The sequence below is a fragment of the Paenibacillus glucanolyticus NBRC 15330 genome, assembly GCF_004000885.1.
Classification (GTDB): domain Bacteria; phylum Bacillota; class Bacilli; order Paenibacillales; family Paenibacillaceae; genus Paenibacillus_AQ; species Paenibacillus_AQ glucanolyticus.
Genome location: NZ_BIMC01000007.1, coordinates 1 through 15,657, shown reverse-complemented (window position 1 = coordinate 15,657; position 15,657 = coordinate 1). Strand labels below are relative to the sequence as shown.

Genomic DNA, 15,657 nt, shown 5'->3' with positions numbered 1-15,657 from the left:
TTATGGGTGTAAAGATGCATAATAGGAGTTTGAAGAGGAACATAACCGGATAATTAATTAGGAGAAGAGTCTTGCCTAAGCAAGGCTGGGGGTGGACAAGCTATGGACTGTAGAATAGATGCCGCTTATGAAGAAGGATGATATAGTATAATTTTAAGTCTAAGGAGCGATGAACATGAATATAGCCATCATTGGTGCAAGTGGAACGATAGGCAGACGAATTACAGAGGAAGCCCTGCGCCGGGGTCATGAAGTGACGGCGGTGCTGCGTAATCCGAATCGGATGGATACGGAGCATGAACGGTTGAAGAAAGCGGAGGCCGACGTGATGGATCCTTCATCGCTGGAGAAGGCTATTCAAGGTCATGACGCCGTGATCAGCGCATTTGGTCCCAAATTCGGGCAGGAAGAGGAACTCCTTGCTGCTGCGCGCACTATTGTGGAGGGAACGAGACGCGGCGGCGTATCCCGTCTGCTGATTGCTGGGGGTGCAGGAAGTCTTATTGCGGACAGCGGGGTGCCTCTTATGGATACACCTGAATTTCCGGAGGAGATCCGACCGCTCGCCCGCGCGCATGCGGATGCTTACGAGATCTATAAGGAATGTGATTTGGAGTGGACTTATGTCAGTCCGGCAGCCATCATCGAGCCGGGAAGACGAACCGGACAGTTTCGGATTGGCATGGACCGCCTGGTGACGGATGAGAGCGGTAGCAGCCGGATTTCGGTCGAGGATTACGCCGTTGCGATAATCGATGAGCTGGATGACCCCCAGTTTGTAAAGTCCCGTTTTACCGTTGCTTATTAGTTGTAATGGAGATGCAGCCTCAGTCATTGCCGCAAGGGTGTAAGGTATATCGAAGCAAAGGGGAGAGCTTGGATGTATGTTGTGACGTCTGAACAGATGAGGGCATTGGACAACCATGTGATCCATAGGATCGGTATTCCGGCGGCAGCACTTATGGAAAATGCAGGCAAGGCGATCGCAGAGGAAGTCTTGAAGTTATGCCTGATGGAGCGAGGAAGAAGGAACGGCTTACCATCTTCCGGAACGAGCGGAGCAGCCGGAACTGCCTCCGCGCCTGCGCAGGCAAGCGGACAGGAGCGAGGCGAAGCCTTAACGGAGCATTCGACTGCTATGGGCCCCCCTTTTGCCGCGAATGATCTTGCCCTGGAGATGAGCCGTCCGTCGCCTGTCCTAGACGGAGACGTGCGATTGCCCACCGCGCTTTCTGCGCAGGAGCACTGGCTCATTCTGGTGGGCAAGGGCCATAACGGCGGCGATGGCGTGGTCGCCGCCCGGCACTTGCGTGACGCGGGCGTACGCGTCACGCTGCTCTACGCCGCCGAGCCGTCCTCGCTTACCGGCGAGGCGGCGGTGCAGCGGGATGCCGCGGCAGCGCTCGGCATCCCGACTCTGGTCCACGGCCGTGCCTCCGTGGACTACGGCGCGTTCACCGGCATCGTGGACGCGCTGCTCGGCACGGGCGCGTCGGGCGCGCCCCGCGGCGCTTACGCCGCGTTGATCCAGGCCGCCAATGACAGCGGCCTGCCGGTCGTGTCCGCGGATATTCCGAGCGGACTGGACGCCGATACCGGCGCGCGGCATGAGCCGTGCATCTCGGCGGCGGTGACGGTGTGCCTCGCTTTCCTGAAGCGAGGCTTGGTGCAGCACCCCGGCGCCGAGTCGACAGGCCGGGTGGTGGTGCGCTCCATCGGCATCCCTGCATCGCTGTGCCGGGAGCAGGGCGTCCGCACGCACCTGCTCACCCCGCAGGTCCTTCGGACGGAGCTGGATGCGGATGTCACGCGTTATCGCACGGCGGAAGGACATAAAGGCACCTACGGTCATGTGCTGACCGTAGGCGGCAGCCGCACGATGAGCGGCGCAGGTTTGCTCGCTTCCCGTGCGGCGCTTAGCGCGGGCTGCGGCCTCGTGACCTGGGCGCTGCCCGCCAGCCTGGTGCTGCCGCTAAGCGGAGCTGCACCGGAAATCATGCTCGCTCCGGCAACAGATGAAGAGAGTGGAGGCAACTGGAACGAAGCCTCCGCTGAGCGGGTGCTGGAGCTCGCCAAGACCCGGGACGTGCTGGCTGTAGGTCCTGGACTCGGCCGCTTTGACGGGGACTCCAGATGGCTTCGGCGACTGTGGGAAGCGTGGGAAGGACCGCTGGTGGTGGATGCCGACGCGCTTAATATGCTGTCATCGTCCGGCGATTTCAGCGCCTGGAAACCGCGTTCCGCGGCCACGGTGCTGACTCCGCATCCAGGGGAAATGTCCCGGCTGCTGGGCACGCCGACCGCGGAGCTGCAGCAGGACCGGATCGGTGCCGCTGCAGGGTTTGCTGCCGAGCACGGGGTTACCCTCGTGCTCAAGGGGGCGCGTACCGTGGTGGCTTCGCCGGACGGACAGGCTTACATCAACACAACCGGTACCTCCGGCATGGCGACCGGAGGTACCGGGGACGTGCTCACCGGCATCATTGCCAGCCTGCTGGCGCAAGGTTATGCCGGTCCGTCTGCAGCCGCGCTCGGTGTGTGGCTGCATGGCCGTGCCGGTGAGCGGGCCGCACGGCACCGGGGACATCCCGCATCGGTCATCGCCGGGGATGTCATTGATATGCTTTGAACTAGAAGGGCCTTCATCAGAAGGCCCTTCTTCTTGTTAAAAACGACGGATCAGATCACCCAGCACAGCACGGGGACGGCCAACGCAAAGAAAGGGGTGGCCAGGGATTGGCTGGAGAAGGCATGCTTCCCCCACAAGAACAGGAGAAGTGTAAGCGTTCCAGCTGCTGCGCGGATCCACAGATGTTCCGGATTGCCGCCCGTAAACAGGGCGAAGAACAGAAATCCGACCGCTCCGTACACGGCGGCTTGTTTGCCTTTATGCAGTGTGGGCAGGAACGAGAGGATAGCGTCGGCCGCGAGAGAGGCCGTCAACGCATATCCATATACCCAGTGCTCCTGCGGCATGTAAAGTCCTAACCATGCCGAGGCCCTTTCAGCGCTGGAAGGCCACACCCAGTCGAGCAGGCTCAGCAATAACACGGCAATGCCGGCGCTTGCCAGCTTGTTTAACGCGTAAAACCCCATGTCCATACGGCCGGACCGTCTGGGAATACCGGTATTCATGATACACATCCTCTGCTTGATATTCATTTCCACGAACGTCTGCTGAATCCATACTAGCTGGTGACCATCTCTCCGCCGTTTACGTGAATGGCCTGACCCGTGACAAAAGAAGAGGTGATGGACGAAGCCAGGTAGACATAGGCTGGTGCCAACTCATAGGGCTGTGCGGCCCGCTTCATCGGTGAATTCGTTCCGAATACGGCAACCTCGTCGGCAGAGAAGCTGGAAGGTATGAGCGGTGTCCATACTGAGCCCGGAGCGACGGAATTGACGCGGATGCCTTGATCCACTAGCGAAAGGGCCAGGGATCGGGTCAGGGAGACAATGGCGCCTTTGGTTGAGGAATAATCGATAAGCTCCTTAAATCCTTCATAAGCGGTAATGGAGGCCGTATTAATGATAGAGGCTCCGGATTTCATGTGAGGCAGGGCGGCTTGAATCATGAAGAAAAAAGGAAAGATATTACTCTGATAGGTGTGATACAGCTGTTCTTCCGTAATATCCAAAATGCTGTGCTGTACATATTGAACGGCATGGTTGTTCACGAGCACATCCACCTTGCCAAAGCAGGCTAATGTCTCGTTAACCACGGTCTCGCAGTTCTTTTTGTACCGCAGATCGATTTTCATCAGAAGACAGCGTTTGCCAAGCGATTCGATTCGTTGTTTAGTGACTTCGGCATCCGAGGTCTCATATAAGTATGGAATGACCAGATCGGCACCTTCCTTGGCAAAAGCAATGGCCGTCGCTTTGCCTATGCCGCTGTCGCCCCCGGTTACAATGGCGACTTTGCCATCCAGCTTACCGCTGCCCCGGTAGGCGGGGTCCTCACTGATCGGGCGCGGCGACATCAGGCTCTCTAAACCAGGCTGGCAGTTTTGATGCTGGGGAGGGAAGGCGATCGGCTGCTCCTTGCATTCGGTTTTGGAGCCTATATATGGAATGGGCTGCTGGGGCTTCATTTCATTCCTCCTCTGGTATATCAATGACATGGATTGATGATGCATTACTTATCTCTATGCATTCGCCCAGTCCCGGGTGCCGTTTACGGCCGAAATAGGAGAAAGATCGTATGCCTGAGGAGTTCCTGCCAATTTTCACACGATCTTTTGGTTGCAGTGTGGTAAAATATTTCCAAAATTTAAATCGAATGACCCAAGGGAGGACGGTCACCTGATGAAACCCGTCAAACGGTCAAAATTCCGCTTATGGGCAGGCAAGCAGTATTTCACCTGCCGGCGTTATTGGGAATGGATGAAGAGCAGCAGTAAACTCGCGCGTACTCATGCTTCAGCGCCATTGGACTATTCGGTATTCGGGCACCAAACTCCGCTAAAACGCCAGTTGAAGAATGTTGATATGTGGTATCAGCATAATAAGGCGATCAACCTGCGTCTTGCCGTTCGTCATTTGGACGGACTTCTGATCCGACCGGGAGAGACGCTGTCCTATTGGAGGACCATTGGACGTCCGACCCGCAGGAAAGGGTATGTAGACGGCATGGTTTTGTTTTATGGAGGTTTTAAGGCCGGTGTGGGCGGAGGGCTGTGCCAACTCTCCAACCTCATCTACTGGATGACCCTGCACACCCCGCTTGAAGTGAGGGAGCGGCATCGGCACAGCTACGATGTTTTTCCGGACTCGAATCGGACCCAACCGTTTGGCAGCGGAGCTACGTGTGCCTATAATTATTTGGACCTTCAGATCTATAATCCAACCAGCGACACCTACCAGCTGGCGGTACATGTGTCAGAGGAGGCACTAATTGGAGAATGGCGCTCCACCGCCGTGCCGCTCTATAGCTATGAAGTTTATGAACGAGATCATCGCATAACCCAGGAAGCGTGGGGCGGATATGCGAGGCATAATGACATCGGGCGTAAGGTGTTCAGCAGGGAAGGCAAGCTGATTCATGATGAGTGGATCACGGAGAATCATGCGCTTATGATGTATTCGCCGCTGCTTCCTGAGAAGGGGACCGTTACATCCTGATCTGCCCATTGAGCGATCGATACGTATGTTCATCAATCGGATCCACAAGAAGGCTATCTCCCTCATTCGTTATCACTGGTTACTGCCATCTGCGGTTTGTTTTTCCGACCGTTCCCTGCTGCATTGACAAAAGCGCGGACACATTGATACGATGATATTAATTCTGACAAGTTTGCCCTGATTTATATCTGTTAAAGTCGGATCAAGCAAGCCAATCACCAGAAGACTTTGCAGTACCATGTGAAGTCTTTTTTTTCTGAGATTAATAGCTGTTTTATGGAACGGATAAGGATGACATTATAAGGTTAGCCGAGGTGAATTGTTATGGCGAAAGCTGTTATCATTAACGGGAGTCCTACAGTCGGATCCCGCTTGAATGCGGTTATGGATATAGCGGAGCAGGCGCTCGCTGCTGCCCATTTCCAAGTAAGCCGGATCGACGTGGCGGGACTGCCGCCGGAGGATTTGATTCATACGAAATTTGAGAGCGAGCATATTGTCAAAGCGAACGGTCTTGTGGCCGAAGCGGATGCCGTGATTGTGGCAAGTCCGGTTTATAAAGCTTCGTTCACGGGTGTGCTGAAGACCTTTCTAGACCTTATTCCGGAAAAAGGTTTGGCTGGTAAGATTGTGCTTCCGATGTTCATTGGCGGCAGTCTTGCACATCTGCTGGCGATTGACTATTCACTGAAGCCGGTGCTTTCATCCATCGGTGCCCGGCATATTCTGGGCGGGGTGTATGCGGTGGATGCTCAGGTAGCCCGTACCGAGGAAGGCGGATTCGATGTAGCGGAAGTGCTGCAGGAACGCCTGGCCTCCGCGATGGAGGAACTTATTGAAGAAACCCGTTATCGGACAGAACGCGTTTAGTTATAATGGTCAGGAATTAGAACCGGGGAGATAGGATATGGAGGGGTATCATTTTGCAAAAATTGGTGTTTTTTGTTGGGGTAGCAGGTACAGGTAAAACTACAGTAGCCAAAAAGCTGGCAGTCCGCATGCCGGCTGCATTTCTCGACCGTGATACGGTTGGAGGACGCTTTGTTGAGAAGTTCCTTGAAAGTAACGGCCATGATCCAAACGATCGGGACTCTTCTTTCTATAAAGAGAATCTGCGTGATCTGGAGTATGATACAACCAAGGATATTTGCATCGAGAACTTGAATGCAGGACAGAACGTGTTCATGATTTCTCCGTTTACCGCCGAGCTCAAAAACCGCGAATGGATCGAAGAGGTTATTACGTCTGCGGGGTTAACGAAGAAGGATGTGGATGTGAAGGTCATTGTGGTTGCGCTTCAGGATATGGATTTGCAGAAGGAGCGGATCATTGACAGACGGACCGAGCGGGATCAGTGGAAGCTTGATCACTGGGACGACTTTAAGAAGCGCGTCGAATTTGTTCCGGAAGTGAACTGGGATATTCCGCAAGCATCAATCAAGGTGTTTGATAACAGTGGAGATTTAACGGAAGAGAAGGTCGAGGATCTCTATCAATTTATCGTTCGCGAATAGTTCGCTTGGCATATATAGAAGAAGCGCGCCGTCACAGGCTCCCATCCATTGTCTGTGATAGCGCGCTTTTTTTGTGGCTGCAAGGGTGGCGGCAAGCAACCGCTCTCCGAATTGGAACAGAGGCAGGAATGTTATATAGTAGATCCAGGAATTGCTTATGGAGACCAAGGAGGGAAAGGGTTGGATCGTTCGGTTATGCTTGCCTATCTGAGAAGTGTTGAGCTGATGAGGGAGCGGATTCCTTCATTTCATGAATATCCTTTTAATCTGCCGGCTGTAGCGGGCTTGGACGGGCTGGATTTTCATCCGAAGGTTACTTATATCGTCGGGGAGAACGGCATGGGGAAATCGACGCTGCTGGAAGCGATTGCGACGGCGCTCGGATTTAATCCGGAAGGGGGGACGATAAATTTCTCGTTCTCGACCGAGGAGACCCATTCCAAGCTGCACGAATATATTCGAACCGTCCGGGGCGCGCGGAAACCGCGTGACGGGTTTTTCTTCCGGGCGGAGAGTTATTATAACGTCGCGACAAATATCGACCGGTTGGATGCCGAAGAGAGCATCGGCCCTCCCATTAAAGATTCCTACGGCGGCAAATCGCTCCATCAGCAGTCACATGGTGAATCGTTTTTTGCCACCTTTTTGCATCGCTTTTGGGGAAACGGGCTCTATATTATGGACGAGCCGGAAGCGGCGCTGTCCCCGTTCCGTCAGTTAGCGCTGCTGAGGCGAATTCACGATCTGGTGCAGAAGGATTCGCAGTTTATTATTTCCACCCATTCCCCTATCGTCATGGCTTATCCGGATTCCATTATATACAAGCTGACCTCCGACGGGGTGGAGGAATCGAGCTTGGAAGATACGGACCATTATATGATCACGAAGGAATTTGTTAACAATCGGGGAGCGATGCTTCGCGAATTGTTTGCAGACGATGAGGAATAGCTAACATAACAGCAAGGGGTGCCGTAAGATCTTATGGATCGGAGGCGCCCTTTTTTCTCGGAAGAAATCCACTTCAAACATGTGAAATAAACTTTGAACTTTTTAAGTAATTAAGTGGATATCATCTGTATATAAGGGTTAAAAGGAATGAAAATCATGAAAATGGTGTTTACAACTTAGAATTGTTGAACTAAAATAAGAACCGAGGTGAAATGCTCTGGAGAACGAAAGAGAAGCAAGCGTTGAGAGACTCATGGACATGTATCGTGAGTTGTCGGATAAAATGACGAGGCATCGGGTCGTATCTTTTCTAAGTCATCTGAGAAAGAACGAATTGACAATGAATCAGTATAAGATCTTAAGTTTGATTGAGCAGCAGGGGCCTTGGCTTCCCAATCGACTGGCTGAGCATATGGAGCTTAAAGCTGCGACGATTACGTATTTGGTGGATGCGTTGGAGCAACGGGGGCTGGTGGTTCGAACGCCCAATCCGAGCGATGGACGAAGCCACTATGTCAATTTTACGGAGACTGGCCGGCAGCTTGTGCTTGATGCTCGCAGCGAGGGGGATTATGCCGTCATGGAATCCTTCAAGCAGATGGATCAGGATGAGGCGGATCATCTGTATATTTTGCTGCGATTGCTGGGCAAAAAATTATTTCCATAACGTTCAAGTCGATGCTCTCGTATCCCGCCTCCGCTCTGTTAACCAGACCTGGGCGGGTTTATTTTGTTTTAGGAGGCTTCATGTGAATACACAAGAGACACAAGAGAAATCTTCATTTTGGCTAATTATGAGCGCTGTGTTTTTCGGCAATTTTCTGGCCGTGCTGAGCATTACCACGATTAATGTGGCTTTCCCGGTTGTGATGGAGCAGTTCGATGCTACGCTGAGCACCACCCAGTGGCTGATGGCCGGCTACCTGCTCGCAACCGGAATTGTGGCTCCCATCGTAGGCTATATGGGGGACCAGCTCAGTTATAAAAGGCTGTTCATTTTTGCTTTGATAGGTTTTACCCTATCGTCGCTGTTATGCGTTGTCGCCTGGAATATCGAGACGCTGATTGCGTTCAGGATTACGCAAGGCGTATTCGGGGGGATGATCATCCCGATTACGATGACGATTATTTATCAGGTATTCCCGCGTGAGCGGCAGGCCTATGCGATGGGGCTGTGGAGCCTTGCCTCCATGCTGGCACCCGTTATCGGACCAACCCTGGGAGGTTGGCTGGTTCAATATTTTGGCTGGAAATCGATCTTTGTTCTGAATATTCCCATTGGCCTGATATCTATCGTCATCGTAAGTAAATTCATACCCTTCTACAGACTGACGGAGAAAAAGACGTTTGATTTCCTCGGTTTCTTGACCGTGGTGCTGGGCAGTTCCTTGCTCCTGCTCTCGTTCAGTCACGGCAATGACTGGGGATGGGGCTCCTGGAAGACGCTGTCTTTGCTCCTCTCCGGCATATTGCTGCTGTTGTTCTTTGTTAGGTGGGAGCTGCGCATCAAATCCCCGCTGCTGCAGCTCAAGGTATTCAAGTTTCCGCGGTTTCGGTACAGCTTAATGCTGAACTGTATTGTGACGATATCGCTTTATACCGGAACGCTTCTGGTGCCGCTGTATTTGCAGACTGTGCTGAAGCTGTCTCCAATGGATACGGGGCTGATCATGCTGCCGGGAGCGATTGTCATGGCGGCTGCCTCGCCGATTATCGGCAAATTTTATGATCGGATCGGTCCGTTCCGGCTGGTGATTACAGGTGTCCTGATCATTGTGGCCGCCACCCTGGCCTTTAGCGGAATCGGCACTCATACTTCGGTGCTGTACATTTCACTGCTGCAATTGATCCGCTGCCTCGGTATCGCGCTGTGTAATATGCCGTTAACGAATGCAGCGATGAGTGCGGTGTCCAGTGAATATTCGGGCCATGCGTCATCCATAACGAATTGGGCTCGTCAAGGGCTTGCCTCGTTATCCATCGGCATTTTCAGTGCGCTGGTGGTATCCAGAACCTCATACTATATGGGAGCGGGTGCCACGACCAAGGGCGTTGCCACCACGATGGGCATCGATGACGTATTTCTGATCGGGACGATGGTGGCTGTCGTGGCCATACCTCTTACATTTTTGTTACGAGTCAAAAAGAAAAAACCGGTTCAGCATGTCGCAGTCTGACCACGCCGGTATCGGGTATTTGAGGAAGGTCATTCATCTGATCGCTAAAGCATGACCTATGGCAAATGATTTCTAATAACATCAAGCGATTAAACGATTATGCGTTGTATTGCATGAGGGTGCTGACACGCGAATACAAATAGTCTGGAACGATATCGAACGGAGAGAGCAGTAGAAGGTGCTGCTCTCTCTTTTACTTTTTATCGAGGATAACCTGGGTCAATTATGACAATGCTGTTCTTTTATTCAAATCAGGGTCTGTGGTAGGGTGAACCTAATGAGCTGCTATGCAGGAGGGACTTATGGATTTTATACGAAAGTTATGGGTATTCGGTTATCAGCAGGCGTTGTCCTGTATTTTTCCGGTTATCATATTTGGAGCGCTCGCATTGAGCAAAATCATTGAAATTCCAGGAATCCCGCGTTATGATCTCATTCTTCTTATATGTGTGCTGGCTCAAATCGGGATGCTTGTCAGTAAACTGGAGACGTGGGATGAGCTGAAGGTGATCTGTGTCTTTCACGTCATCGGCCTGATGCTGGAGCTGTATAAGGTCCATATGGGGTCGTGGTCTTACCCTGAGGAAGCCTGGAGTAAAATCGGCGGGGTGCCGCTGTACAGCGGCTTTATGTATGCAAGTGTTGCGAGTTATATCTGTCAGGCTTGGCGGCGAATGAATCTGCGTATTACCGGCTGGCCGCTGCCTATGCTCACCGTACTGCTGAGCGCCGCGATCTATGCTAATTTCTTCACCCATCATTATGTATGGGATGCCCGTTGGCTCCTTACGGCGCTATTATTCGTGGTGTTCGGCAGAACGGTGGTGTACTTTGACGTTGACGGCAAAACACTGCGGATGCCGCTGGTGCTGTCGTTTCTGCTGATTGGATTCTTCATCTGGATTGCGGAGAATATTTCAACCTTCCTTGGGGCCTGGACCTATCCGGGTCAGGAGCGGACATGGAGTCTGGTGCATATCGGCAAAATCAGCTCGTGGTTCCTGCTGGTGGTGATCAGTGTCATCATCGTGGCTCAGTTGAAGCACCTTAAGCTGGGCAGAGGGCCGTCCAAGGACAATCCCAAGGGAACGGTTATGTGAGGCGGCTCCGTTGATATTGGATCCTGCTTGCAGAACACGTGTAACTATGGTTAACTATAGACTTACGTTGAAGATGCAGGATGAGAACGAGTATGTTCTGAATATAGAGGATTGGAATATAGGAACAACATGAGATGGAACGGAGGGGTGTTCACATGAAAAAAAGATCGTTGGCGTCTTTGTCCAAAGGCATGGGATGCTCCACCGCTGTTTTCTTTGATCTATCCGAGGACGGGAGAAGTATGTCCATAATCGGATATTCAGCGATCAAGGATCCTTCCATTCGGTTGTTCGAATGAGGATGCAGTGGAATTAAACACCACAGGTCGCTTACCTGTGGCTGCATAGATCGGCATGTACACCACAGGAGCTCTGTGGTGTTTTTTGTGTTTTTCATTTTTCCGGTAGAGGAGAGGTACGCTATGTTATTGCAAGGAAAACAGATTTATGTAAAGCCAGTAGAGGAATCGGATGCGGATGCGCTGCTGAAGCTTGAGGTGGAGAATCGGGATTTTTTTCAACGGTTCACGGGTTTAAGAGAAGAAGCCTTCTATACCCGCCAGGGACAGCTGGAACGGATTCAAGAAGCCCTGAAATCAAGTAAAAGGGATCAGGGATATCTCTATGTGATTGGGCTGCGAGACACCGAAGAGGTTATCGGGGAGATCATGCTGACCGAAGTGGTGCGGTGGAATCTGCAGAGCTGCTGGATCGGTTATTTCCTGGACCAACGCCATAATGGAAAGGGTTATATGACGGAGGCCGTTCAGCTGGTGGTGAAGCATGCCTTTCAGGAATTGAAGTTCCACCGGATTGAGGCGGGGGTAATGCCGCATAACCTGGGATCGATTAAAGTGCTGTGTAAAGCCGGATTCCATCAGGAAGGCATTGCCAGAAAAAATGTAAACATCAACGGACAGTGGGAGGACCATCAGACGCTGGCTATTCTGAATGAAGAGGATCACCGGTCTCAGTCCCAAGTTCAGCGGTACAATCCCTCTGTCATCGCTCCGCCAATCGGGCCTTATACCCATGTTACCAAGGTTCCGAAGGGAGCCGAGCTGCTGGTCTTGTCCGGGCAGGTGGGAACCGATATGGAGGGGGGATTGCCGGATGATATGAAGGAACAAGTCGAGAATACCCTGGCGAACATTCAGCGCCTGTTGGCAGCAGAAGCACTCTCGGCGGATCATATCGTCAAAATCAATATTTGGGCAGTACAGCAGGTAGACTGGGTACACTTCCATCAGGTGTGGGAAAAGTTCCATGGTGGAAAGGCGCCGGCCATGACGATGGCCTACGTGCCGGCACTTGCGATGCCGTCCATTCAGGTAGAAATCGAGGTATGGGCAGCCAAGTGGTAACCCACTAGATAGCAAGATGATAAGATGATGATTGGAATGCAGCCGATCCAAGTGCGTTAAAAAAACCTCCGTGATATTCCTGGCAGGAATATCGCGGAGGTTTGTGTTTGTTGAAGGAGCTTTTTTTGATTTTTTCAATTTTAATATCATTGGATCAAGGATTCAGGCAGACGTAATGTATTTATATTTTTTTTAATATTATTCCAATATTTAAGTTATGAATTTTATAAGACCTATCAACAGAGAATAATTTCTCAATATACATTTTCTTAATATATTGTTAAAATTTCCACATAAAATGAAGGAGGCGAAATGATAATTTGTGAGAGTTAATGACTTTAGAATGCCTTAAGATACTTAATAAAATAGATTGGCAAGAATTCGAATCCTACTTAAAGAGAGGGGATGGGGATTAAATTGAAAAAAACGAACCAGATTTCATTAATTTGGAGGAAATACCCCAGTTACAAATATTTAACGTATACGAACATTCTAACAGGTTTAACCTCATGGGGTTCCTTCATAGCGATGCTTGTATTACTTAATCAAATTACAGACAATGGAATTCAACTAGGGATGTTATGGGCTGTAAGTGGACTTGCGCCTTTAATGTTTAGTTTTTTAGTTGGTTTCTTAGTCGATCGATTTAATCCGAAGAAGGTGATTGTTTTTTCAGAAGTATTTCGGGGAATTTTATTTCTAGGATATATCGTTGTTCCGTTACTAGGTGGTATGTATGCTTGGATTTTATTCTGTTTATTAAGGTTCTTAGGTGGACTTCTAAACTCTTTAGCAACTATTGCACGTCAAACGATCATACCTGATTTAATTGAAGAGGATGATTTAATTGTAGCTAACTCCTTTAATTTCACAATAACAAGTTCTATTAGATTACTAGGCGCTGCAGCTGGTGGAACCTTAATTTCCTTCTTAGATCTGGATATTGCTTGGATGGTTACCTCGCTTTCATTTTTTGTTTCAGCAATTATAATTAGTAGAATTACCATGAAAAACAATAGGAAAATGGTAAGTTCCAAGAACATCAAAAAGGAGTTTGTTGTAGGAATACAAGTAATAAAAGAACAAAAATTTGTAAAACTTGTCCTACTTGCAGCTCTATCAGGGGGAATAATCATTGGATCATTTAATTTGATGTTAGAGCAATTTGTATCCAATGTCTATGAAACAAAGCATTATGGTATCAGTTTACTCTATATATCTGAAGGTATTATCTCAGTATTGGTAGGCTACTGGTTAGCTAATAACAAGTTCTTGTTTAAGAACCCTTATAAGTATGGTTATGTATATATATTGATGGGGCTGACCTGGACGCTCTTTGGTTTTACAGAGCACCTCTATCAAGGTGCGATTAGTTTAATGTTATTCGCTTTTGTAGGTGCATTTATCGTACCTTTTGAACGACAAATAATGCAAACTGACGTGCCTGCTCATTTACGAGGAAGATTGTTTGGCCTTTGGAACACTTGTAGTTTAGCTTCTATACAAGTGGGGGCGTTTCTAACTGGAGTCTTTATATACCATTTTGGAATTCGCTCTGTACCTATACTGACCAGTGTGTTAGAAATTGGCCTAGGAATATTCTTTATATTCTATGTGAAAAAACACATTGTTGTCGGAACAGTAAAACAGATTAATACAACCCATTAGAATATAAAGTTTTCTAATGGAATTTAGAAAATATCCATAAATTGAAATATTATTTGAGTGAGCGAATTTCTTTATTAAGCGAGAAAGCGATTCCCCCCTTAGAAAATCACATCATACTTTCGGAGACAATGACTCCGAGGTTTGTTCGTTTTTTGGGGACTTGCCTAATGGTCTCGTGGTGAGATGTTGTTGAGGTAGCTCAGTTTAACCGACCGATAGAAGACCGGCCCCCTGTAGGCAGAGACTCAATATCAGTACACAATGGCTTCATCGTCCCTACGCCAATCTTTTAGCGTTCCCAAAGGGAAAAAGCGCTCCTAGTGCTATATTAGCCTAGAAGCGCTTTTAAGAATATTGCAAAGCTTGCGGGTGTCCCAAGGACTTTGAAGACTCTGTTATAGATCGTCAAAACCGTTGTCGTCGCCAACCTTGCCGTAGTTACGGGATTTGGCTTCGAAGAAATCGGTTTTGGTTGCGTTCAGAGCTTCATCCGAGAAAGGCTTGATCCATGGCATGCAGTTGACGTCTACGCCTTGGTAAGCTTTTTCCAGACCCATCATCGTAATACGACGGTTTGCGATGTACTTGATGTAGTCGCCCAACTCGTTCAGATCGATGCCGCGTACATTGCTGAGCGTGTAGTGTGCCCAGTTGGTCTCGAGCTCAACGGCACGGTCGATGGTGCGGTACAGGTAGTCGATGTTCTCTTGGGAGTTCAGCTCTGGGAAATCCTTGAGCAGCTGTTTGAATACTTCGGCGAAGAAGTAGCAGTGCTGGTTCTCGTCACGCTGAATGTAAGAGATCATCTGGCTGGTTGCCATCATCTTCTGGTCGCGAGCCAGGTTGTAGAAGAAGGCAAACGTGCTATAGAAGAAGATACCTTCCAGGATCAGGTCGGCCACCATCGCTTCAAAGAAGGTTTGCGGCGACGGATTATCGCGGAAGTTCTGATAAATATCTGAAATGAACTGATTGCGCTCCAGCAGAACCGGATCATGCTTCCAGTATTCGAAGATTTCCTTCTGCTCTTGATCCGAAACAATGGAAGAGAGCACGTAGGAATAGGATTGATTGTGAACGACCTCTTGCTGACCGATGATGGCCGAGATGGCTTCGAGTGACGAGTCGGTAAAATAACGCTTCACATCGCTGACAAACATCGTCTGCATGGAATCCAGCACAGCCAGCAGGGAGATGTTGATTTTAAAGGTACGCTGTTCCTCTGAGTCCAGTGTAGGGAACTGCTGCGCATCCTTGGACATCGGGATTTCGTCCGCGATCCAGTGGTTCAGCAGCAGCACCTTGTACAGTTTATACATATGAGGCATCCGAATGTCGTTCCAGTTCAAGATCCCGGAGCACTCACCTTCAATTACACGGGTGGAGCGGTTGGGTGCTTCGGTGTTAAATATCTTTTGCATTTGCATGCCAATTCTCTCTCCTTGCATATCATAATAGGGCGGGTTGAGGGACGGGTATCCACTCTCCAGCCGCTGTAGTCCGCCCTTTGCTTGAATGTATTTAATGGTATCAAAGGGCTCTCAAAGGCGGACGTAAAATCTTCCGCTTGGATACCCTTACCCTTGTAGTCTTGTATTAGAAAGTATATTCAATCCCGCTTACAGCCGTTCGATGCTTGTAGCACCCGCATGCGAAGCGACTCCCAAAGGGAGAGCGATCCCAGCAGACAGCAACTCAACAACCGCGCGAAGTACCTCAAAGGTCCCCGCACCGCATGAGAAGCGATTCCCCAAGGGAG

15 protein-coding genes are annotated in these 15,657 nt (G+C 50.0%); 12 read left to right on the top strand and 3 right to left on the bottom strand.

Features of this window, described 5'->3' with window-relative positions; translation table 11 throughout:
* Window positions 1-175: 175 nt before the first annotated feature.
* The gene (locus PGL02S_RS12675) at window positions 176-808 is read left to right on the top strand and encodes an NAD(P)-dependent oxidoreductase (protein ID WP_036643763.1); all 633 of its coding nucleotides are present in this window, start codon (window positions 176-178) and stop codon (window positions 806-808) included.
* A 72-nt stretch (window positions 809-880) separates the two neighbouring features.
* Entirely contained in the window at window positions 881-2,629 is a 1,749-nt protein-coding gene (locus PGL02S_RS12670) for a bifunctional ADP-dependent NAD(P)H-hydrate dehydratase/NAD(P)H-hydrate epimerase (protein ID WP_036643760.1), read from the top strand.
* Window positions 2,630-2,679: 50 nt separating this feature from the next.
* Here PGL02S_RS12670 and PGL02S_RS12665 read toward each other — a convergent pair whose 3' ends face one another.
* Together PGL02S_RS12665 and PGL02S_RS12660 are read right to left on the bottom strand one after the other, a co-directional pair.
* A complete protein-coding gene (locus PGL02S_RS12665; protein ID WP_006208004.1) occupies window positions 2,680-3,162 on the bottom strand; it encodes a hypothetical protein in 483 nt (160 codons plus the stop codon).
* Window positions 3,163-3,188: 26 nt separating this feature from the next.
* On the bottom strand, window positions 3,189-4,097 hold the full coding sequence (locus PGL02S_RS12660) for an SDR family oxidoreductase (protein WP_036643758.1): 909 nt from the start codon (window positions 4,095-4,097) through the stop codon (window positions 3,189-3,191).
* A 214-nt stretch (window positions 4,098-4,311) separates the two neighbouring features.
* Here PGL02S_RS12660 and PGL02S_RS12655 point away from each other — a divergent pair, with 214 nt between their 5' ends.
* From PGL02S_RS12655 to PGL02S_RS12615, 10 genes are all read left to right on the top strand, one after another.
* Window positions 4,312-5,127: a VanW family protein gene (locus PGL02S_RS12655; protein WP_036643756.1), complete on the top strand. Its 816-nt coding sequence runs from the start codon at window positions 4,312-4,314 to the stop codon at window positions 5,125-5,127.
* A 324-nt stretch (window positions 5,128-5,451) separates the two neighbouring features.
* Window positions 5,452-5,997 (top strand): NADPH-dependent FMN reductase, encoded by a 546-nt coding sequence (ssuE, locus tag PGL02S_RS12650; RefSeq protein ID WP_006208007.1) that lies wholly within the window; start codon window positions 5,452-5,454, stop codon window positions 5,995-5,997.
* A gap of 53 nt (window positions 5,998-6,050) precedes the next feature.
* Complete coding sequence (locus PGL02S_RS12645; RefSeq protein WP_036643755.1) at window positions 6,051-6,641, top strand: AAA family ATPase; 591 nt, start codon at window positions 6,051-6,053, stop codon at window positions 6,639-6,641.
* Window positions 6,642-6,821: 180 nt separating this feature from the next.
* Window positions 6,822-7,589, top strand: a complete 768-nt coding sequence (locus PGL02S_RS12640) for an AAA family ATPase (RefSeq protein WP_036643752.1) — start codon at window positions 6,822-6,824, stop codon at window positions 7,587-7,589.
* 253 nt (window positions 7,590-7,842) lie between these two features.
* Window positions 7,843-8,256 carry a MarR family winged helix-turn-helix transcriptional regulator gene (locus PGL02S_RS12635; protein WP_036643750.1) on the top strand — a complete coding sequence of 138 codons (414 nt, stop codon included), beginning with the start codon at window positions 7,843-7,845 and terminating at the stop codon, window positions 8,254-8,256.
* A gap of 82 nt (window positions 8,257-8,338) precedes the next feature.
* The gene (locus tag PGL02S_RS12630; protein WP_036643749.1) at window positions 8,339-9,766 is read left to right on the top strand and encodes an MDR family MFS transporter; all 1,428 of its coding nucleotides are present in this window, start codon (window positions 8,339-8,341) and stop codon (window positions 9,764-9,766) included.
* Window positions 9,767-10,068: 302 nt separating this feature from the next.
* Entirely contained in the window at window positions 10,069-10,866 is a 798-nt protein-coding gene (locus PGL02S_RS12625; RefSeq protein ID WP_036643746.1) for a DUF817 domain-containing protein, read from the top strand.
* Window positions 10,867-11,021: 155 nt separating this feature from the next.
* The gene (locus PGL02S_RS28165; protein WP_162158349.1) at window positions 11,022-11,165 is read left to right on the top strand and encodes a hypothetical protein; all 144 of its coding nucleotides are present in this window, start codon (window positions 11,022-11,024) and stop codon (window positions 11,163-11,165) included.
* Between the two features lie 123 nt (window positions 11,166-11,288).
* Complete coding sequence (locus tag PGL02S_RS12620) at window positions 11,289-12,230, top strand: GNAT family N-acetyltransferase (protein ID WP_036643744.1); 942 nt, start codon at window positions 11,289-11,291, stop codon at window positions 12,228-12,230.
* 405 nt (window positions 12,231-12,635) lie between these two features.
* Entirely contained in the window at window positions 12,636-13,898 is a 1,263-nt protein-coding gene (locus tag PGL02S_RS12615; RefSeq protein WP_051449342.1) for an MFS transporter, read from the top strand.
* A gap of 395 nt (window positions 13,899-14,293) precedes the next feature.
* On the opposite strand, the gene PGL02S_RS12610 is transcribed toward PGL02S_RS12615, so the two are convergent.
* Window positions 14,294-15,325 (bottom strand): ribonucleotide-diphosphate reductase subunit beta, encoded by a 1,032-nt coding sequence (locus tag PGL02S_RS12610; RefSeq protein ID WP_006208017.1) that lies wholly within the window; start codon window positions 15,323-15,325, stop codon window positions 14,294-14,296.
* Window positions 15,326-15,657 lie beyond the last annotated feature (332 nt).

Bases quoted from the DNA above. Each gene is read 5' to 3' on its own strand.
- PGL02S_RS12675 (WP_036643763.1), top strand. From the start codon at position 176: ATGAATATAGCCATCATTGGTGCAAGTGGAACGATAGGCAGACGAATT.
- PGL02S_RS12670 (WP_036643760.1), top strand. From the start codon at position 881: ATGTATGTTGTGACGTCTGAACAGATGAGGGCATTGGACAACCATGTG.
- PGL02S_RS12665 (WP_006208004.1), bottom strand. From the start codon at position 3,162: ATGAATATCAAGCAGAGGATGTGTATCATGAATACCGGTATTCCCAGA.
- PGL02S_RS12660 (WP_036643758.1), bottom strand. From the start codon at position 4,097: ATGAAGCCCCAGCAGCCCATTCCATATATAGGCTCCAAAACCGAATGC.
- PGL02S_RS12655 (WP_036643756.1), top strand. From the start codon at position 4,312: ATGAAACCCGTCAAACGGTCAAAATTCCGCTTATGGGCAGGCAAGCAG.
- ssuE (WP_006208007.1), top strand. From the start codon at position 5,452: ATGGCGAAAGCTGTTATCATTAACGGGAGTCCTACAGTCGGATCCCGC.
- PGL02S_RS12635 (WP_036643750.1), top strand. From the start codon at position 7,843: ATGGACATGTATCGTGAGTTGTCGGATAAAATGACGAGGCATCGGGTC.
- PGL02S_RS12625 (WP_036643746.1), top strand. From the start codon at position 10,069: ATGGATTTTATACGAAAGTTATGGGTATTCGGTTATCAGCAGGCGTTG.
- PGL02S_RS28165 (WP_162158349.1), top strand. From the start codon at position 11,022: ATGAAAAAAAGATCGTTGGCGTCTTTGTCCAAAGGCATGGGATGCTCC.
- PGL02S_RS12620 (WP_036643744.1), top strand. From the start codon at position 11,289: ATGTTATTGCAAGGAAAACAGATTTATGTAAAGCCAGTAGAGGAATCG.
- PGL02S_RS12615 (WP_051449342.1), top strand. From the start codon at position 12,636: ATGGGGATTAAATTGAAAAAAACGAACCAGATTTCATTAATTTGGAGG.
- PGL02S_RS12610 (WP_006208017.1), bottom strand. From the start codon at position 15,325: ATGCAAATGCAAAAGATATTTAACACCGAAGCACCCAACCGCTCCACC.